General features: G+C 68.2%; 16 protein-coding genes and 2 pseudogenes. 9 read left to right on the top strand and 9 right to left on the bottom strand.

All coding sequences use genetic code 11. The features are described 5' to 3' along the window. Positions 1–19 precede the first annotated feature (19 nt). Both BOX37_RS23775 and BOX37_RS23770 read left to right on the top strand, forming a co-directional pair. Complete coding sequence (locus BOX37_RS23775; protein ID WP_071929570.1) at positions 20–946, top strand: ABC transporter ATP-binding protein; 927 nt, start codon at positions 20–22, stop codon at positions 944–946. Further along, positions 943–1,692: a hypothetical protein gene (locus BOX37_RS23770; RefSeq protein ID WP_206045706.1), complete on the top strand. Its 750-nt coding sequence runs from the start codon at positions 943–945 to the stop codon at positions 1,690–1,692. The genes BOX37_RS23775 and BOX37_RS23770 overlap by 4 nt, the downstream gene beginning before the upstream one ends. Here the strand turns inward: BOX37_RS23770 and BOX37_RS34240 are convergent. Then, positions 1,689–1,856 carry a hypothetical protein gene (locus tag BOX37_RS34240; protein ID WP_156910510.1) on the bottom strand — a complete coding sequence of 56 codons (168 nt, stop codon included), beginning with the start codon at positions 1,854–1,856 and terminating at the stop codon, positions 1,689–1,691. The genes BOX37_RS23770 and BOX37_RS34240 overlap by 4 nt on opposite strands. A gap of 94 nt (positions 1,857–1,950) precedes the next feature. On the opposite strand from BOX37_RS34240, the gene BOX37_RS23765 reads away from it, so the two are divergent. The 3 genes from BOX37_RS23765 (at position 1,951) to BOX37_RS23755 (ending at position 5,201) form a co-directional block, all read left to right on the top strand. Further along, positions 1,951–3,261, top strand: a complete 1,311-nt coding sequence (locus tag BOX37_RS23765; protein ID WP_071931822.1) for a DUF1254 domain-containing protein — start codon at positions 1,951–1,953, stop codon at positions 3,259–3,261. 144 nt (positions 3,262–3,405) lie between these two features. After that, positions 3,406–4,353: an SPFH domain-containing protein gene (locus BOX37_RS23760; protein ID WP_071929568.1), complete on the top strand. Its 948-nt coding sequence runs from the start codon at positions 3,406–3,408 to the stop codon at positions 4,351–4,353. Further along, positions 4,350–5,201: a hypothetical protein gene (locus BOX37_RS23755; RefSeq protein ID WP_071929567.1), complete on the top strand. Its 852-nt coding sequence runs from the start codon at positions 4,350–4,352 to the stop codon at positions 5,199–5,201. The genes BOX37_RS23760 and BOX37_RS23755 overlap by 4 nt, the downstream gene beginning before the upstream one ends. 287 nt (positions 5,202–5,488) lie before the next feature. On the opposite strand, the gene BOX37_RS23750 is transcribed toward BOX37_RS23755, so the two are convergent. Further along, on the bottom strand, positions 5,489–5,950 hold the full coding sequence (locus BOX37_RS23750; RefSeq protein WP_071929566.1) for a mycothiol-dependent nitroreductase Rv2466c family protein: 462 nt from the start codon (positions 5,948–5,950) through the stop codon (positions 5,489–5,491). Between the two features lie 279 nt (positions 5,951–6,229). Between BOX37_RS23750 and BOX37_RS35505 the strand changes: the two are divergent. Beyond that, positions 6,230–6,475, top strand: a pseudogene (locus BOX37_RS35505) (helix-turn-helix domain-containing protein); the annotation flags it as partial. A gap of 68 nt (positions 6,476–6,543) precedes the next feature. On the opposite strand, the gene BOX37_RS23740 reads toward BOX37_RS35505, so the two are convergent. Further along, entirely contained in the window at positions 6,544–7,341 is a 798-nt protein-coding gene (locus tag BOX37_RS23740) for an adenylate/guanylate cyclase domain-containing protein (protein ID WP_071929565.1), read from the bottom strand. Between the two features lie 572 nt (positions 7,342–7,913). On the opposite strand from BOX37_RS23740, the gene BOX37_RS35870 reads away from it, so the two are divergent. Then, complete coding sequence (locus BOX37_RS35870; RefSeq protein ID WP_276207215.1) at positions 7,914–8,045, top strand: hypothetical protein; 132 nt, start codon at positions 7,914–7,916, stop codon at positions 8,043–8,045. Between the two features lie 227 nt (positions 8,046–8,272). Here BOX37_RS35870 and BOX37_RS36255 read toward each other — a convergent pair whose 3' ends face one another. From BOX37_RS36255 to BOX37_RS23725, 3 genes and pseudogenes are all read right to left on the bottom strand, one after another. Continuing rightward, positions 8,273–8,464: an FAD-dependent oxidoreductase gene (locus BOX37_RS36255; protein ID WP_071929564.1), complete on the bottom strand. Its 192-nt coding sequence runs from the start codon at positions 8,462–8,464 to the stop codon at positions 8,273–8,275. 162 nt (positions 8,465–8,626) lie between these two features. Next, a pseudogene (locus BOX37_RS36250) lies at positions 8,627–8,842 on the bottom strand (FAD-dependent oxidoreductase); the annotation flags it as partial. Between the two features lie 67 nt (positions 8,843–8,909). Beyond that, positions 8,910–9,329 (bottom strand): hypothetical protein, encoded by a 420-nt coding sequence (locus tag BOX37_RS23725; protein ID WP_071929563.1) that lies wholly within the window; start codon positions 9,327–9,329, stop codon positions 8,910–8,912. Between the two features lie 190 nt (positions 9,330–9,519). Between BOX37_RS23725 and BOX37_RS23720 the strand changes: the two genes are divergently transcribed. Further along, positions 9,520–10,116, top strand: a complete 597-nt coding sequence (locus tag BOX37_RS23720; protein ID WP_071929562.1) for a DUF1707 SHOCT-like domain-containing protein — start codon at positions 9,520–9,522, stop codon at positions 10,114–10,116. A 100-nt stretch (positions 10,117–10,216) separates the two neighbouring features. Beyond that, on the top strand, positions 10,217–11,338 hold the full coding sequence (locus BOX37_RS23715; protein WP_071929561.1) for an NADH:flavin oxidoreductase: 1,122 nt from the start codon (positions 10,217–10,219) through the stop codon (positions 11,336–11,338). A gap of 17 nt (positions 11,339–11,355) precedes the next feature. Here the strand turns inward: BOX37_RS23715 and BOX37_RS23710 are convergent, their stop codons facing one another. From BOX37_RS23710 to BOX37_RS23700, 3 genes are all read right to left on the bottom strand, one after another. Next, the gene (locus BOX37_RS23710) at positions 11,356–13,881 is read right to left on the bottom strand and encodes a polynucleotide kinase-phosphatase (RefSeq protein ID WP_071929560.1); all 2,526 of its coding nucleotides are present in this window, start codon (positions 13,879–13,881) and stop codon (positions 11,356–11,358) included. Beyond that, entirely contained in the window at positions 13,878–15,275 is a 1,398-nt protein-coding gene (locus BOX37_RS23705; RefSeq protein ID WP_071929559.1) for a 3' terminal RNA ribose 2'-O-methyltransferase Hen1, read from the bottom strand. Before BOX37_RS23705 ends, BOX37_RS23710 begins: the two co-directional genes overlap by 4 nt. A 117-nt stretch (positions 15,276–15,392) precedes the next feature. Continuing rightward, positions 15,393–18,293, bottom strand: a complete 2,901-nt coding sequence (locus BOX37_RS23700) for a UPF0182 family protein (RefSeq protein ID WP_071929558.1) — start codon at positions 18,291–18,293, stop codon at positions 15,393–15,395. Positions 18,294–18,414: the final 121 nt, after the last annotated feature.

Genomic DNA, 18,414 nt, shown 5'->3' with positions numbered 1-18,414 from the left:
ATCCGGCGATGGTGTGACTATGACCAGTATCGAAGTCCGCGAACTCAGCAAAGTCTATCGAGGCACCAGGGCTGTCGACGGGATCGACTTCTCGGTACGTCCCGGGCGCGTCACCGGATTCCTCGGCCCCAACGGCGCGGGCAAGTCGACCACGATGCGGCTGATCCTCGGCCTGGATCGGCCGAGTTCGGGGACAGCGACAATCGGCGGTCGCCGATTTCGCGACATCGACTGGCCGCTGCACACGGTCGGCGCCCTGCTCGATGCCGCCGCCGCGCATCCGGCCCGCACCGCGCATGCCCATCTCCTCGCGCTCGCCGTCGGCAACCGCATCCCGGCCAGCCGGGTCACCGCGGTCCTCGAGGAGGTCGGGCTGGGGGGCGTGGCCGGGCGCCGGGTTCGCACCTATTCGCTCGGTATGCGCCAGCGTCTCGGTATCGCCGCCGCGCTACTCGGTGATCCACCGGTGATCATGCTCGACGAACCGTCCAACGGGCTCGACCCGGAGGGGATCATCTGGATTCGGGAAACGCTGCGCCGCTTGGCGGGGGAGGGCCGTACCGTGCTCGTCTCCAGTCACCTGATGGGCGAGACCGCGGCGTTCGCCGACCATCTGCTCGTGCTGGGTCGCGGTCGGGTACTTGCCGATACCGCTCTGCAGACCTTCATCAGCGATCACGTGCAGCCGCGAGTCCGCGTGCGTACGACCGACGAGGCGCGGTTGCGCGAGGTAGTGGCCGGGGCCGGACTCGATGCGATCGAGGACTCCGGGCGCTGGTTCGTCCAAGGCCGGCGCCTCGACCAGATCGGCCCGCTGCTCGTGGACGCGGGCGTCCCGATCCTCGAACTCGCCGAGGAGCAGGCGTCGCTGGAACAGGCATACCTCCAATTGACCTCGGCCGACAGCGAATACGCGGCCGCGACCCCCACACTCGAGAAGGCATGACAATGACGTTCACCCCGGTACTGCGCTCGGAATGGATCAAGGCTCGGTCACTGCCCTCACTGAACGGCATTCTGGTGCTGTTGTTCGTGGTGACGGTCGGACTCTCGCTGCTCGGCAGCGCCACGCTCGCCCACGAGGAAAAGGGCACAGCGGATTTCGATCCGGTGCTGCTGTCGTTCTTCGGCATCAATTTCGGGCAGGTCATCGCCATCGCGTTCGGTGCGGCCTGCGCTGCGGGACCGTACCGCGACAACGGCATGCGGGTATGGCTGACAGCCGTTTCCCGGCGCGGCCGGCTGTACTCGGCCAACCTGGCCGTGATCGGGGCACTGACCTTCGCGGCCGGACTCGCCACCGGCGTGATCTGCTTGCTCGCCGGCCGACCACTCATCGGTGACGGCGCGATCGGACTCGACGATCCGGTCGGCTGGCGCGCCGTGCTCGGCTGCGCGGTGTACCTGACGCTGATGGCGCTGATGGCCGCAGGGGTCGCCACCCTGCTGCGCAGTTCGGCCGCCACCATGGGTGTGCTGATCCCCCTCGTCCTGATGCTGTCGTTCGCGCTCGGCGATGTCACTCGAGGTGGGAGCGTCGCGGAGTTCCTGCCGGACCGTGCGGGCCGCCAGGTCCTGGTGTACGACCCCACCGGCGTCCTCGGTCCGTGGACAGGTCTCGCGGTCACCGCATGCTGGGCGGCGGCGGCCATCGGCGTGGGCTGGATGGCGCTGCGCCGCCGCGACTCCTAGCTGGAACCGCCGGGCAGCGGTCCCGCCGAGCTGCTGCCCAGCTGGGAGTCACCGGTGACCTCGATGACGACGGTCTTGGTGGGAATGCCCTGGGTGGCCACGATCGTGTAGGCCCCCTTGGCCGGTGGGCGCCAGAAGCTGTCGACGGCGCGGACTTTTCGCACAGTTCATCCCCCGTGGGTGATGTTTCGCCCTCCGCCGGCACCGACGATGGATGCGGCCGGCCCCACCGGGATCATGATTGGCAATGGAGGCGTGATGAGCGTGTTGTCCAGCGATCTGCGAACCGTCAGCTACGAGGCGTATGTCTACTTGTACTCGTTGGTCACGATGGATGTCACTCGCCGGCAGCAGACGAACTCCCCGGCCGGTGCAACCCCGGGGTTCGGACCGCCGAACCAGTTCCATCACCTGCGCGAATTGCCTGATGTCGGTTTCCGCGCGGTCGTACGCCCGAACTTCGACACGCTGTACTCGTCGGCGTGGCTGGACCTTGCCGCCGGCCCGGTCCAGATTCATCTTCCCGACAGTCACGACCGGTACTACATGATGCCGATGCTCGACGCCTGGACGGACGCATTCGCCACCCCTGGTAAACGAACAACCGGCACCGAGGCCCAGGATTATGTCGTCGTCGGGCCGAGCTGTCGCGGCCAGTTGCCCGCTGGCATCCCGGTGATTCAGGCGCCGACGCCGATCGTGTGGGTGATCGGGCGAACTCAGGTGAACGGCCCCGATGACTACGCGGCGGTCAACGAGTTCCAGGCCGGACTGCGGATCACCGAACTCGGTGACCGCCCGCCATTCGTCCCCGATCCGGGCCTGGTCAGCCAGATCGAACCGCTCCGCGAGGTCAACGAGATGCCCGCGACGGAGTTCTTCAGCCACGCTGCCACGGTATTGAAGACGATCCCCGCCCACTCGACCGACTTCTCCATCCTCGCCCGCATCTCGTTGCTCGGTATCGTTGTCGGCCAGGACTTCGACGCGAAGCGGTTCTCCGCGGCAGACCTCGCCGAGATCGACGCGGGCGTCGGTGCAGCGCGCGCCGACCTCCTCGCCGCGCGAACCACGATGATCCCGCCCATCGACGGCTGGATGAGCATCCTGCACAACATCGGCGTCTACGGCAACGACTACTTCCGCAGGTCTGCGATCACCTTGGTCGGCCTCGGTGCCAATCCCGCCGAGGACGCGATCTACCCCTTGCTGGTTCGTGACGCCGCGGGCAACCCGCTCGTCGGTGACGACGACTATGTGCTCCACTTCGACGCCGGGAAGCTGCCGCCGGTCGCGGCGTTCTGGTCGGTCACGATGTATGACCTCGAGGGCTTCCAGATCGCCAACGAACTCGACCGCTACGCCCTCGGCGACCGCGATCCGCTGAACTACAACGCCGACGGATCGCTCGACATCTACATCTCGCACCAGAACCCGGGCCCCGACCGCGAACCGAACTGGTTGCCCGCACCAACCGGTCCCATGGGCATCACCCTGCGCCTCTACGCGCCCGCCGCCGAGGCCCTCGACGGAACCTGGACCCCGCCGCCGGTCCACAAAGCGTCATGACCGGAAACGTCTGCAGCGCATCGTGGCGGGCGCGCCCGGTAGCGAGGTCGGCACCGACCTGTCGTAGCCGTAGCGGTTCGCCGGCGGGCCCATGTCGCCTTCTCCTTTGTTATAGTCAGTATGACAATAACAAAGGAGAAGGCGATGGCAGACATCAGTGGCTACCCAGGACTGCGGCATCTCAGGGGAGCCCCGACCGTCCATGTCAGGCATGTTCGCAGGGGTGAGGTCCTGCACGACGGCACCGGTCTGAGCTTCTGGTTCCGTCCGAGCACCGCGGTCCTCAGCGAGGTGCCGGTGGACGACCGCGAGCTGCCGATGCTCTTCCACGCCCGCACCCGCGACTCCCAGGACGTCACCGTCCAGCTCACGGTCACCTACCGCTGCGCCGATCCCGAGACGGCGACGAGCAGGATCGACTTCTCGATCGACCCCGACACGGGAATCTGGCGCCAGGATCCGCTGAGCCAGATCGCGAACACTCTCACCGAGAACGCCCAGCAACACGCCCTCGAGGTTCTCGCCACGCTCGACCTGGAGACCGCCATCCGCACCGGCGTCGACAAGGTCGAGGAAGCCACCACGCGCAAGCTGACCGCGGGCCATATCGGACTGGAGATCATCGACATCCGCGTCGTCGCGATCCGCCCCGACGCGGAGATGGAGAAGGCGCTTCAGACCACGATCCGGGAAAAGGTTCAGCAGGAAGCGGACAGAGCGACCTTCGAGCGGCGCGCGCTCGCCGTCGAACGCGAGCGCGCGATCAGCGAGAACGAACTGCAGAATCAGATCGAGCTGGCGAAGCGAGAGGAACTCCTGGTCGTCCAGCGCGGCGCGAACGCGCTCGAGAAGGCCGAGTACCAGGCCAGGGCGAGCAGGATCGCCGACAATGCCAAAGCCGAAGGCATCCGCAAGCTCGCCGAGGCCGAAGCCGCCGGTGAGAAGGCCCGTCTGGACGTGTACCGGGAGATCCCGCAGAAGATGCTCTACGCGCTGGCCGCCAAGGAGCTCGCGGGCAACCTGCCGGAAATCGGCAGCATCACCCTGACCCCGGACATGATCGCGCCGATCCTGCAACGGCTCACCCGATGAGCCTGGCTCCGCGCATCGTGCTGGTGCACCGGCGCACCGAGTTGTCCGAGCTGCTGGCACGGCACGGAACGCGCGGGCAGGTGGAGTTCTTCCTGAGGTCGCGCGACAGATCACTGGACGAGGTGGTGGAGCGTGACCGGCGGACCCGCGCGGCGTTGGCCGAGGTCAGCGCCGCGATTCCGTTGGGATGGCGACGTGGCATGGTCGAGCGGGAGGACCTGTCGCGGTTTCTGTTCGCGCCCGAGGACGTCGTCGTGATCGTCGGACAGGACGGGCTGGTCGCCAACGTGGCCAAATATCTCGACGGCCAGGCCGTCATCGGCATCAGCCCGGAGCCGGGTGTGCTCGCCGAGCACAGTCCCGCCGACACCGCGGACCTCCTGCACCGCACCGACGACACCGACGACCTCACGATGGTCGAGGCGAGAGCCGACGATGGCCGGACACTGCACGCGCTCAACGAGATCTACCTCGGCCATCCGAGTCACCAGACCAGCCGCTACCGCATCCACAACGAACGCCAGGCATCCTCGGGCGTCCTCGTCGGCAGCGGCACGGGCGCCACCGGCTGGTGCGCATCGACGCACCGTGAACGGAAAAGTCCAGTGCTCCTGCCCGAACCCACCGAGCGCAGACTCGTCTGGTTCGTCAGGGAGGCATGGCCTTCGCCGACCACCGGGATCACGCACACCGAAGGCGAGATCACTGACGAAAGCTTGCACATCGACGTCGAGTCCGACGGGCTGGTGGCCTTCGGCGACGGCATCGAGCACGATGCACTATGCCTGTCGTGGGGGCAGCGGTTGAGTGTCGGACTCGCTGCCACCCGACTTCGCCTCGTGCGCTGAGGTCCCGGGACCTGGTCGGTGGCGTTGTGGGGGCAGGGGTTCGAGTTCCCTTGGTGCCGCCGAAACAGCAGGTCAGCTCCGATCATGGACCGGGCCTGACCCCAGGGCCGCGGTGGGGACCCGTCCTCATCTCTTGCGGGGACGCCAGAAGGGGGTGCAGGGTTCGGGCGTCGGATGTCCCGGGCACCATCGCTCGGGCGCGACACCGGACCGGACGGCCTCGATGTGGTCACCGCAGCCGGACCAAGTGGTTTTGCCGCAGGTACGGCATGGGATCGGTGAGCACATCAGTGGGTGTCCTCTGGGGTGGTCTCGATGCGGGGTGGGCTTTGGTAGGGGCGATGTAGCGCGGCGAATCCGGGAGTGGTCGCGGCGGTGACGAGCGCGTCGAGCAGAGCCGGACCGTGTTGCGCGGTAGGACTTTCGGTGAGGACGGGGCCGTTGAAGCCGTGTCCGTCGATGACGATGATCGGACTGCCACCGCTGCCGCCGAGCGTGTCGTACAGCCGCGCGAACGCGTCGTGTCCTGCGGTGGCGGTGGCTGCGGTGAACACCCGTCCCAGTCGGCGTGAGCGCTCGATCATCGGCTGATGATCAGCGTCGACGTCGTGGTCGTCGTTGAGCACGGCCAGGCTCATCTGTCGCAGCCGCACCGTGTGTGGGCTGCCCTCGGCGGCGGCGAGCAGCCACCGGGAGGTGACCCACGCGAACGGGCATACGGGATCGACGTACAGGTCGATTTCGGCCATGGAGGGCCTCCTTCGGGTGGTGGCGCGGGAGGCGCCCGGCGGTAGCGGCTTTGATCGAGTTCGCAGGCGCGCACAGGGTCTGCGTCGTGCCTGACCGACCTCGCCTGATGACGTCGAAAGCGTCGAGATTGGCGGGCGGCGAGGCGGCTCGGATACCGGCTCGACACGACCCATACCGCGGCCATCGCCTGGAGTGACATTCCCGGTGCCGAACTCGATGAACCGCATCGGATAACCGGGGCCATCGCCCACGCTGCCGGCTGGTCACCGTCGGGGGAGGTGCCACTGACCTCGCTGATCACCGAAAACGGTGCCCAGGCAGACAGATTCATCAAGTACACCCTCGGCGATCTGGAGCATGCCGACAGCGAACTGCGCGAGTCGGTTCTCGCCTATGTCAACGAGCAGTGCAACGCCACCCGCGCCGCGGCGCGCCTGTTCACCCACCGCAACACGATTCTGCGCAGGATCGCCCGCGCCGACGAGTTGCTGCCCCGGCCACTGGCGGACAACAGCGTGCATGTCGCTGTCGCGCTGGACGCGCTGTACTGGCGGCAGAACCTGCCATCACGCGGTCGAATGGCGACGCCGGGTCAGCGCGCCGCGCACACCGGGGTGAGGCGGTGCGTGCCTCGCAGACCCTTCAGTGTCGCGTCACGAGCCGTCCCGATGGTGAGATCGCTCCTGCTGCCGATGGCCTCGAGCACCGGTTCGCTGATGAGGACCTCGCCACCCTCGGCCTGGGCGGTGACGCGCGCGGCCATGGCGACGTTGCGTCCGAACAGATCATCGCCCCGGCGAACGGAAGTCCCCATGTGGATACCGATCCGGACCCGGAAATCGGTCTCGCTGCGCGATTCGACATCCTTGTGCAATGCCGCCTGGATGGCCACACCGCATCGGACCGCACGATCGGGAGCGGCGAAGGCGATCATGTACCCGTCACCTTGGTTCTTGACCACATGACCCTGGTGGCTGTGCACGCATCGTTCGACCAGGCGATGGTGGCGTCCCAGCAGCTTGACCCAGGCTCGGTCGCCCAGTTGTTCGTTCAGGGCGGTCGACTGTTCGATGTCGGAGAACATGATCACGACGTTGCCGTCTGGGGCCAGCCTGGCCAGGTCGGGACGTTCGACCTGTGCCCAGCCCGCGAGGTCTTCGATGGAGGTCAGCACTGCGGCTCGAAAGCCTTTGGCCCGGACCAGGTCCGCGGCCTGCCAGGCGGTTCGCACCGCTTCGCGGCTGCCCACCACCAACCGCTGCGTAGTCGTCGACCGGCGCGGGGCTCGGCGTTTGCGCCGACTGCGGGCCAGCAGGATCGACAGGGTGATCAAGCCGACGGCTTCACCGGCGGCGACGATCGCGAGCACGGTGATCACGACTGTGGTCACCGGCGCGACCCCGGCGGAGTAGCGTAGCTGGTCGAACTCTGTAGCGGCTGCGCGCCCGAGCTGGTCACGGAAAAATAGTACATGTGTTCACTCGGATACCGAATGCGATAGTGCAGAGCATGCCGACGGCGGATCAGCGCCGTGGCCGTGGTGTCAGACCTCCCGTCGCGGGCCTGCTTGGCGGTCCTGTTCAGGTGAGATGTTCGGGTCGTCGAATCTCGCGGTGATCCGGCGGCGATGCGCGCAGAGGTCGCTCATCGATGCGGCGAGCCGCGGCAGGTGGAGCAACAGGACCATCTCGGTGAACAGGTGGTGCGCGTATCCAGTCGCTGGTGGTGCCTAGTGCACAACCTGAACGTCATTCGGGTGCGAAGCGCCATTGGCATGCGGTTGTCGAGACCACACGATGGAGAGCACTATCGGGAAGTAGGAAACCAGCGCATGTCCGACAGCATTCTGTTGGCCCGTTCGGTCACGCTGGCGGGCCGACCGGCGACCGACTGTCTCCCCGCGGCATCGATGATCTCGGGCACGATCATGAGCCGAATCCCCGTCAGCAGTGCCCTACCCAGGTGCCCATCGCGGTGGTGCGTCGTGAGGTCACTGCGTTGATGAGCATTGGCCGCGAGGTGACCACCAGGCTGCTGGCCGGTGATGACACCGCGGCACCGCTGGCCGAGTTCCGCGTCGGCCTGCTCGAATGATCCACGCGGGCGTCGCGATGGAAGCGACGCACAAGACAGTGCACGCGGGCGTGCGGGTGATGTTCGACCACCTCCCCGATGCAACCGGATGGAGCCTGGCGCCTTCGTTCTGTGCTCGTCGCGCGCCTGATCGGTGCCGAGGAGGAGTCGACCGACCTGCGCGACCCTGATCGGACGCCCACCGCGCAGGCGTGTTGATCGGGGTGGACGAGGCGACGGGCTCGGGCTCAGCGGCTCCCGTTCGGCTGCGTGAGAAGCGCTTCGACGGCACGTTCGGCGCTCTGGACGGCGCTCGCCATCGTGGCCGACCAGTCGGTGCGGGTCCAGTCGCCCGCCAGCATCAGGTTCGGGACCGAGGCGCGCTGGCCGGAGCGCAGGTTGTCGGTGCCGACGACCTGGGAGAACGTCGCCTTCGGCATCTCACGACGTGACCGGCCACGACCTGGGCCTCGGCGGCTTCCGGGCGGAACAGATTTCGGCATGTTGGGGCAGGTCGTCGAGGAGACCGCCGAGGGCGGAGTTCGGGACCGCGCAGATCACTGCGTCGGCCTCGACCGTCGAGCCATCCGCGAGCCGCACGCCGGTCGAGCGGTCCCGCGCCGAGTGCCCACGCTGTCCAGGTATCGCCACAGGCTTCGGTACCCGCTGGCCACGACGTGCTGGCCGTTGTCGGCGAGGTCGTCCACCTCGGCGACCCGCATCGCCTGCGTGCGGCCGCCGAGCCGACCTCGCCGCTCGAGCAGGGTCACCTGTCCGCCGGCCTCCGCCAGCCATACGGCGGCGGCCGACCCGGCCAGGCCAGGGAAATGGTCGACTGGGCGGACCGCGAAACCGCTGTCGTCCTGGAACCGACCGAACCGGTCCTCAGCTGGAACCGGGCAGCAGTCCCGCCGAGCCGCTGCCGAGTTGGGGGTCACCGGTGACCTCGACGACGAGGGTCTTGGTGGAGGTGCCCTGGGTGGCCACGATCGTGTAGGTGCCCTTGGCCAGCGGGCGCCAGGTGCCGCGGATCGCGCTGCGTTGCAGGTCCGGGTAGTCCAGGCGCTCCGGGGAATCGAGCTCGCGGCCGTTGACGGTCACGGTGGCGGGCAGTGCGTAGTCGGGGCCGAACATCCGGGCCATGACGCTGCAGTTGGCGCCTACATAGTCGCAGCCGACGGGTACTTCGCTGTTGCCGTAGGAGTAGATGGTGATGTCCTCCACCTCCGCGGAGGCCGCGGGTGCCAGGAAGGCGGGGAGGATCAGTGCGCCCGCCGCGAGCGCGGTCAGTCCTGCGATTCGCATGGTTCGGTGGTCCTTTGTCTCGGTGTGGTCAGCCCTGGCGCTCGCCAGGAACCCGTGAAGCGGAGCGTTCCACAGTTCCCGCGGGGCTGGTACCCCGAAAACCCAGGGCTTGACCTGGGGTTCCGGTAGCGAGGTAGGTGGCAGATGGACCCAGCACGGCGCGCCGGCGGTCTTCGTTAGGGTGTGACTCATGGCCGAATCACTCCCTGACGACGATTTGCGGGTCGGCAACCCGGAGCGTGAACGCGCCATCGCGTTGCTCAATGACGCGTTCGCCGCGGGATATCTCGAGATCTCCGAGTTCGAGGAGCGGTCGCTGGTGGCATACAGCGCACGGACGCGCGGTGAGTTGCGCGGCGTGCTGGCACAGCTTCCCGTTGCCGGACAGTTGTTTCCCGATGCGGTAGCGCGGCCGGGCGCGATGGTGCCGGCGCCGGTCGGCGTGGCGCCGATGGAGATCGAGGCGGATTGGACCACGGTCCGTCGCAAGGGTCTGTGGCAGGTGCCCGCGCGGCTGCTGATCATCGGTTCGTGGGGCACGATCGACCTGAACTTCGTCAAGGCCGAGTTCCTTGGTCCGAGTGTCGATATCGAACTGCAGGTGTCGGTGTCGACGGTCAAGTTGATGCTCGGCGCCGACCACACGATCGACTACGGCGATGTCGAGTCCATCGGCTGGTCCAGCGTGAAGGACAAAGCGGGGCCACCGAAACGCCCTGGCGGGCAGGTGATCCGGTTGTACGGGGCGATCTCGGGAATGAGTGGAGTCGTCATCCGTCGGCGTTGACCGGCGGAGACCTTCGTCACATCGGCTCCGGCGCGGGATGCGGCCGACTCGCGCGCGTGTTGCCGGCGGTGGATCGGACCGACTGCGAACAGGACACGATGTGACCGACGAGAACGCCCACCGGGCAGCCGACGCGCTCGCGCGACCCTTCACGGTGCGCGGCTCGACCTCGCCCAACCGCATCGCCATGGCGCCGATGACCAGGCAGTTCTCGCCCGACGGCGTCCCCGGTCAGGACGTGGCGGACTACTACGGTCGACGCGCGGCCGGAGGTGTCGGGCTGATCATCACCGAGGGCACCTACGTCGACCATGCCTCGGCCGGTACCAGTGACCAGATCCCACGGTTCTACGGGGCGGACGCCTTCGCCGGCTGGTCGAACGTGGTCGACACCGTCCATCGCGCGGGCGGCACGATCATGCCGCAGCTGTGGCACGTGGGGGTCACCCGCACCGAGGGCGCCCCGCCGATCGCCGACGCGCAGCCGGTCGGACCCTCCGGGATCTCGCTGACCGGTAAACCCAAGGGCCGCGCCATGACTCAGCGGGATCTCGACGATGTCGTCGCCGCGTTCGCCGCCGCGGCCGCCGCGGCCGAGCGCCTCGGCTTCGACGGCATCGAGTTGCACGGCGCCCACGGCTATCTCATCGACCAGTTCCTCTGGGCGGGCACCAACCGCCGCACCGACGCCTATGGCGGCGACATCCTTGCCCGCACCCGCTTCGCCGCCGAGATCGTGGCGGCCTGCCGCGCGGCGGTCTCGGACGCCTTCCCGATCGTCTTCCGCATGTCGCAGTGGAAGTCGGGCGCCTACGAGGCGAAACTCGCGCAGAACCCTCAGGAACTCGACACCATCCTCACCCCGCTGGTCGAGGCCGGCGCCGACGTCTTCCACGCCTCCACCCGCCGCTACTGGCTGCCCGAATTCGACGGCTCCGACCTCAACCTCGCCGGTTGGGTGAAGAAGATCAGCGGCGCGCCGACCATCACCGTCGGCTCGGTAGGCCTCGACGGCGACTTCTTCGGCGCCCTCGCCACTGGCGAGAACTCCGCCGTCACCGGCATCGACCAACTCCTCGACCGCATCGAACGCGACGAATTCGACCTGGTCGCTGTGGGCCGGGCCCTCATCGCCGACCCTGAATGGGCCATCAAAACCCTCACCGGTCGCACCGAATCCATCACCCCCTTCGATGGGGCAATGCTGAAAACCCTGCACTGAGCGGTTCGAGTCAGCGGTCAGAGTCGGGGATCGGTGGGGACCGATTCCATCGCCAGGATCGCGAAGACCAGTTCGTGGACCCGCCACAGCGGTTCGCCGGTCGCGACGGCGTCCAGGGCGGCCAGGCCGAGGCCGTGTTCGCGCAGGGCGAGGCCGCGTTTGCGGCTGAGGGCGCGCTCGCGTAGGCGGGTGAGGTGGTCGGGGGCGGTGTAGTCGGGGCCGTAGATGATGCGCAGGTACTCGCGGCCGCGGCATTTGATGCCGGGCTGGACGAGCTTGCCGTTGGCACGGTGTGACAGGCCGGCGTGGGGCTTGATCACCATGCCCTCGCCGCCCGCCTCGGTCAGCGCGAGCCACCAGGCGGTGGCCTCCGCCTCGGTGGCGGGGTCGGACAGGTCGACCACCCGACGGCCGGTGGCGCGGAAGGTCGACGGGTCGGCCTCGACCAGCCGGTCGCTGATCGCCAGGTGCCAGCCGTGGTCGCGTCCGGCGTGGCTGGCGCCCGCACTGGCGAGCAGGGCGAACGGCGCGAACTGGACGCCGTCGAGATCGGTTGTCGGCCAGCAGTATCGGCGATACGCGGCGACGAAATCCTCGGCGTGGGTGGCGCGCGCGGCCGTCCGATCGCGCAGGGCGCCGAGGTCGAGCCCGCGCGCCAGACCGGCATCGAGGGTGGCCACGGCTGCGGGCAGTGCGGCGCGCGCGGCCGCGCCGGTGGCGGCGTACTGCGTGCGGATCAGCGCACCGGCCTTGGCCGACCAGGGCAGCAGCTCACCGTCGAACAGCAGCCAGTCGGTGTCGAGTTCGTCGAACAGCGGTCCGGCCGCCGCGCGCACCCGGGTCAGCAGCGTCTCGGTCAGTACGGCATCGGCGAAGAACGAGCGCCCGGTCCGGGTGTGGATCGCCCCGGAACAGCCGTCGCCGATACCGAAACGTGTTGCGGCAACGTCGGTATCGCGGCAGACGAGCAGCACGGCGCGTGAGCCCATGTGCTTCTCCTCGCACACGACCCGGTCCACGCCCGCGGCGCGATAGTCGGCGAACGCCTCGGTCGGGTGCTCGAGGTAGCCCTCGACCGTCGACGTCGACGGCGGTGACATGGTCGGCGGCAGCCACAGCAGCGCGCGCGGGTCGATCGCGAACCGGCTCATCACCTCGAGCGCCGCCGCGGAACTCTCGGCGTCGACCAGTACCGTGCCGTAGTCGGTGCGCAGGTGCCTGCGCCCGGTGACATCGGCGAGGGACAGCGTGGTGTCGTCGCGCGCGGGTTCCACCTCACCCAGCGGCCGGATCGGCTCGTAGTGCGTGTCCTCGGCCGGCACCGCGACGAAGGTCTTCTCCGGATAGCGCAGGGCTGTCAGCTCACCACCGAACACCGCACCGGTGTCGAGGCACACGGTGTTGTTGACCCACTCCACCTTCGAGGTCGGCACATGCCCGTAGACGACCATCGCCGCGCCCCGATAGTCACGCGCCCACGGGTACCGCACCGGCAGCCCGTATTCGTCTGTCTCCCCGGTGGTTTCGCCGTACAGACAGAAATCGCGCACCCGCCCCGACGCCCGCCCGTGATACTCCTGCTTCAGACCCGCGTGCGCGACGACCAGATTCCCGCCGTCCAACCGCAGGTGACTGACCAGCTCGTCGATCCACCGCGCCGCCGCGTCGACGAACTCCGGCGGCTCGTGCTCGAGCTGGGCCAGCGTCTCGGCCAGCCCGTGCGACACCGTCACCTTGCGCCCGCGCAGTGCCCGGAGCAGCTTCTGCTCGTGATTGCCCGGCACACACAGCGCCGCACCGCTGGCCGTCATCCCCATCACCAGCCGCAGCACGCCAGGCGAATCGGGACCTCGGTCGACCAGATCACCGACGAACACCGCCTGGCGACCCGCCGGATGGGTGGCGTCGACAGCCCGGCCCGCCTCGTCGCGGACCAGCTCCCAGCCCAGTTCGCCCAGCAGGCTCTCCAATTCGGACCGGCAGCCGTGCACGTCGCCGATGATGTCGAACGGGCCGGTGAGCTCGCGCCGGTCGTTCCACGCGCGCTGGTAGCTGATCTCGACCTCGGCCGGATCGCGCACGATGTGCACCTTGCGGAACCCCTCCCGGCCCAGCTCGCGCAGCGACCGGCGCAGATCCTGGCTCTGCCGCTTCAACACCCCGCGACCGAAGCCACGATCGGTGCGACCCTGGGTCCGTTCCCAGGCGACGGACTCGGGGGTGTCGAGCACGATCGCCACCGGCAACACGTCGAAAGAGCGTGCCAGCGCGACCAATTCGGCACGGGCGTGCTTTTGCACGTTGGTGGCGTCGATGACCACCCGTCGCCCCGCGCGCAACCGGATCCCCGCGATGTGGCGCAGCGCGTCGAAGGCGTCCTTGGTCGCGGACTGGTCGTTCTCGTCATCGGAGACCAAGCCGCGGAAGACGTCCGAGGACAGCACCTCGGTCGGCTTGAAGTGTTCGCGCGCGAAGGTGGTCTTGCCGGACCCGGAGATGCCGATCAGCGCGATGAGCGAGAGCTCGGGGATGTCGAGATTCATGCGGCCCTCCGGAAGAACGCGAGCTGGGTGGGGGAGCCGAGCTCCTGGTCGAGATCGCCGACCGGACGCAGGTCGACGGTGTAGCCGAAGGTCTCGGCCACGCGGGCACTCCATGCGGCGAATTCCGCACGGGTCCACTCGAATCGGTGATCGTGGTGACGGTGCCCGTCGAGGGTTTCGTAGCGGGCGTTGTATTCCACGTTCGGCGTGGTCACGATGACCGCGCCGGGCGCGGCATGGCCGAACACGGCGCGTTCGAGCGCGGGCAGCCGGGCCTCGTCGAGGTGCTCGATCACCTCCATGAGCACCGCCGCGTCGAAGCCGCGCAGGCGGTCGTCGTGATAGGTCAGCGCCGTCTGGATCAGGGTGAGCCGGGCGCGCTGCCGGTCGGACTTGCGGTCGAACTTCAACCGTCGTTCCGCGATGGCCAGGGCGGCCGCGGACACATCAGCGCCGACGATCCGGGTGTAGCGGGGTTCGGCATCGAGGGCGAGCAGCAGCGCGCCGGGACCACAACCGAGATCGAGGACGCGGGCCGCGCCGGATTCGGCCAGCGCGGCGAGCACGGCGGCGGTGCGCAGCCGGACCAACGGCGTGCGCCGCTCGGCGGCTTCGGCGCGCTCGACGGCGTCGGCGGGTGCGTCCACGTCCTCGGCCTGCTCGTCCACCCCGCGCAGGCGTTCGAGCGCGGACTGGGTCAGCGAGCGTCGTCCGGCCAGGTAGCGCCGGGCGATCAACTCTCGATCGGGGTGGTCGCCGAGCCAGCCGTCACCGGCGCGCAACAGCTTGTCGACCTCGTCCTGATCGACCCAGTAGTGCTTGGCGTCGTCGAGCACCGGCAGCAGCACGTAGAGGTGATTGAGCGCGTCGGCCAATCGCAGCGTGCCGGTCAGCCGCAGCTGGATGTAGGGCGAATCGCCCCAATCCGGGAACTCCGGGTCCAGCGGCACCGTCGTCGTCGTGACGGTCCAGCCCAGCGGCGCGAACAGCCGCTCCACGATCGCGCCGCCGCCACGGCACGGCACGGCGGGCACCTCGATCTCGAGCGGAATCGCGGTGTCCGCCAGCTCGGCGCGATCACGGCTGGTGCCGTTGAGCGCCGACCGGAACACCTTGCCCAGGGCCACCGACAGCAGGCTCGACGCCACATAGGGTCGGTCGTTGACATACCGTCCCAGCGCGGAACCGTGGTGGCCCTTGGCCGGTCGCGCCAACTCCACCGGGTCGATCTCGAGCAGCAGGGCGACCGTGCAGCGCTCGACATCGGCGCGCGGGTAGAAGACATGTGCCGTCCCGCCGGTCGTTTCGAACGACTGCACCCGGTCGGGGTGTTTGACCAGCAGGTACCCGAGATCGGTCGCGGGTGAATGGGTCGTGGAGATCGTCAACAGCACTGATTGATCTTGTCACGGCCAATCCACTGGTTTTCCCGACCGGCCCAGGGGTCGCAGACGACGCCCACTCATCGTCGCCGCCGAGCTGACCGCACTGCGCCCGTCGGAGCGACCCCCTCACTCGCCGGGCCGCAGCACCTCACCGAGCTGCTGTTCGAGCCGGTCGAGCGCGCGCCGGGCCGCGTCCAGCTCCGCCTCCAGCCGAGCGATCGCCGCCTCGTCGAGCACGGGCGGCGCCACCGTCGGCGCGTCCTCGCCGGGTTCCTCGGGCGGCGCCTCCGGTCGGCCCGGCGGTGGCGGCGCGGCGGGACTTCCACCGGGCGCGGTGGCCAGATTGCCGGTCGCGGGGCCGAAGACCTGATCCAACGCCTCGGCCAGGGTCGGGGCATAACCGACTCGCACCCCGCCGGTGCCCGGCTCGCGGTAACTCACCAGCACCCGCGCCAACTGCGGGAAGGTCGACCCGTTCGGGCTCGTCGAAATCCGTTCGGTGAACAGCGGTTCCACATACAGCACCCCGCCGTCGGCGATCGGCAGCGTCAGCAGATTGCCGTACTGGATCCGGTTCGATCGTTCGAGCAGCGTTCGCTCGGAAGCCACTCTGGTGTCGGAGATCATCGAGTTCTGGATCTGCTGTGGCCCCTGGGTGAGGGTGTCGGTGGGCAGCTGCAGAATCGTGAACTTGCCGTAGTCCTCGGGGTCGGACCGCACGGAGATATAGGCGGAGAGGAATTCTCGACGGAACCCGACCATCGCGCTGGCGAGCCGGAACGAGGGTGCCGGGTCGCCGAGCAGTACGTAGAACGGTGGCTGCTGCGGATTGGTGTCGGAGGTCGGATCACTGGGCACGGACCAGAACGCGTTGTTGGTGAAGAACTCTCGCGGCTCGTCCACGTGGTAGCGGGCCAGCATCTCGCGCTGGATGACGAACAGGTCCTCCGGATACCGGAAGTGCGCGCGCAGGTCCTCGCTCACCGCGTCCTCGGGTTCGACAGTGCCGGGGAACACTCGCATCCAGGCCGCGAGCACCGGATCCTGCTCGTCGACCTGGTAGAGCGTGACGGTGCCGTCGTAGGCGTCGACGGTGGCCTTGACCGAGTTACGCGCGTAGGAGATCTCGCGCTGCGAGCCCGGCGCGGTCGGTTCGTCGCCGCCCAGTGCCGACAGTGAGGTCCGCGCCGCGTAGGGATAGCCGTCGATCGTGGTGTACGCGTCGACGATCCAGACGATCCGGCCATCGACGACCGCCGGATAGGGATTGCTGTCGACGGTCAGCCACGGCGCCACCCGCTCGACCCGCGTGCTCGGATCGCGATGGAAGATGATCTTCGATTCGGGACCGATCGCCTTGGCGAACAGGATGTTTCGCTCGCCATAGCTGGCAGCGAAGGCCAGCCGATTGAGCCAGTTCCCGATCGGCACCCCGCCGGCACCGGTATAGGTGTACTTGGTCGTGTCGGTGTCGTATTCGCGTGGCTCGTCGCCACCGCCGACGATGGCGTAATCCGGGTCGGCCTGGGCGATCACCTCGCCGTAGTAGATGCGCGGCTGCTCCACCGGGATCACCTGGTTGCCCGCCTGCTGGGAGGCGATGTCGCTGACCGCGTAGATCGGGTAGCCGCTGTTGCTGGCCGAGGCGTCCCCGGCCTCCCTGACCGCCGCGTTGACCCGGTTGGCCGGCGCCGCGACGAACCCGTCGCCGTGGGTGTAGACGGTGTGCCGATTGACCCAGTGCGCCTGATTGCCACTGAGCGCGCTGGGCGTCAACTCCCTGGCCGCCACCACGTAATCGCGCAGGTCACCATCGAGGCGGTAGCGATCCAGATCGAGATTGTCCGGGAAGCTGTAGAAGTTCTTCAGCTGTTGCTGCTGGGTGAAGGTCCGCGAGAGCACCTGCGGGTCGAGCAGCCGGATATTGGCGATGGTGGTCCGGTCAGCGGGCACCTGTGGCGGCGGCGCGGAACCGACACCGGGATAGGACTGGTACTCGACGCGATCACTGCCGATGTTGTACGCCTGCCGGGTGGCCGCGATGTTGCGCTCGATGTACGGGCTCTCCATATCGGCGGCGTTGGGTCGCACCGAGAACTGCTCGACCGCCAGCGGCCACACGCCACCGGCCACGATCGAGGACAGCAACAGCAGCGCTGCGGCCATCGCCGGCACTCGCAGATCGCGGAGCACCAGGGCCGAGAACACCGCGACCGCGCAGATCAGCGCGATGGCGAACAGAATGAACCGCGCGGGCAGCACAGCGTTGACGTCGGTGTACCCCGCTCCGGCGAAGGTCGGCTCCCGCCGCTTGCTCGTCAGCAGCGCGTACCGGTCGAACCAGTAGGCGACCGCCTTCAACAGGAAGAACGTTCCGACCAGGACCGCGAGCTGGATGCGGGCCGCGTGCGACAGCCCGACGCCCTTGCCGCGCAGCTGGATTCCGCCGAACAGATAGTGCGTGGCCAGGCAGACCAGGAAGGCGAAGAACACGATGACGAACAGCCAGCTGAGCACGAGCCGGTAGAACGGCAGATCGAAGACGAAGAAGCCCACGTCGAGTCCGAATTCGGGATCGCGCTGGCCGAACGAGCCGCCGCGCAGGAACAACTGCACCGTCTCCCACCGCGACTGCCCGATCGCGCCGCAGATCAGCCCGAGACCGATCGCGACGCCGAGGCCGAACCGCAGCGGCCATCGGGCCAGGAGCTGGCGATACACATCGAGCGGATCGTCGGTTTTCGTGCGCGGGAAGAAGGCGGGGCGAAAGCGGTAAGCCAGCCACATCGCGGTGAACACGGCGCCGCCGACGCACAGACTGATCAGGGCGAACAGGGTGATCCTGGTGAGCAAGACGGTCGCCCAGACCGCGCGGTAGTCGACTTCCCCGAACCACAACCAGTTGATGTAGGCGCCGATCAGCTGCGGCACGATGATCAGCGCCACGAAGAACACCGTGACCGCGATCAGTAGCCGCCGCAGCCCTCGCGGCAGCTGGGTCGAAGCGGATCCGTCGTGTGCGCTCATCTGCCACTCCCGTGACCACACCCGGCCATCCGGCCGACGCTGGCCATCTGGCTGCGATTCTACCCGGCCCCCACCTGTCACCGTGGGTCATAATCACGATCAGCGCGCGGCGTTCGCCGGG

The organism is Nocardia mangyaensis (assembly GCF_001886715.1).
Taxonomy (GTDB): Bacteria; Actinomycetota; Actinomycetes; order Mycobacteriales; family Mycobacteriaceae; genus Nocardia; species Nocardia mangyaensis.
This window is presented reverse-complemented; position numbering and strand designations above follow the sequence as displayed.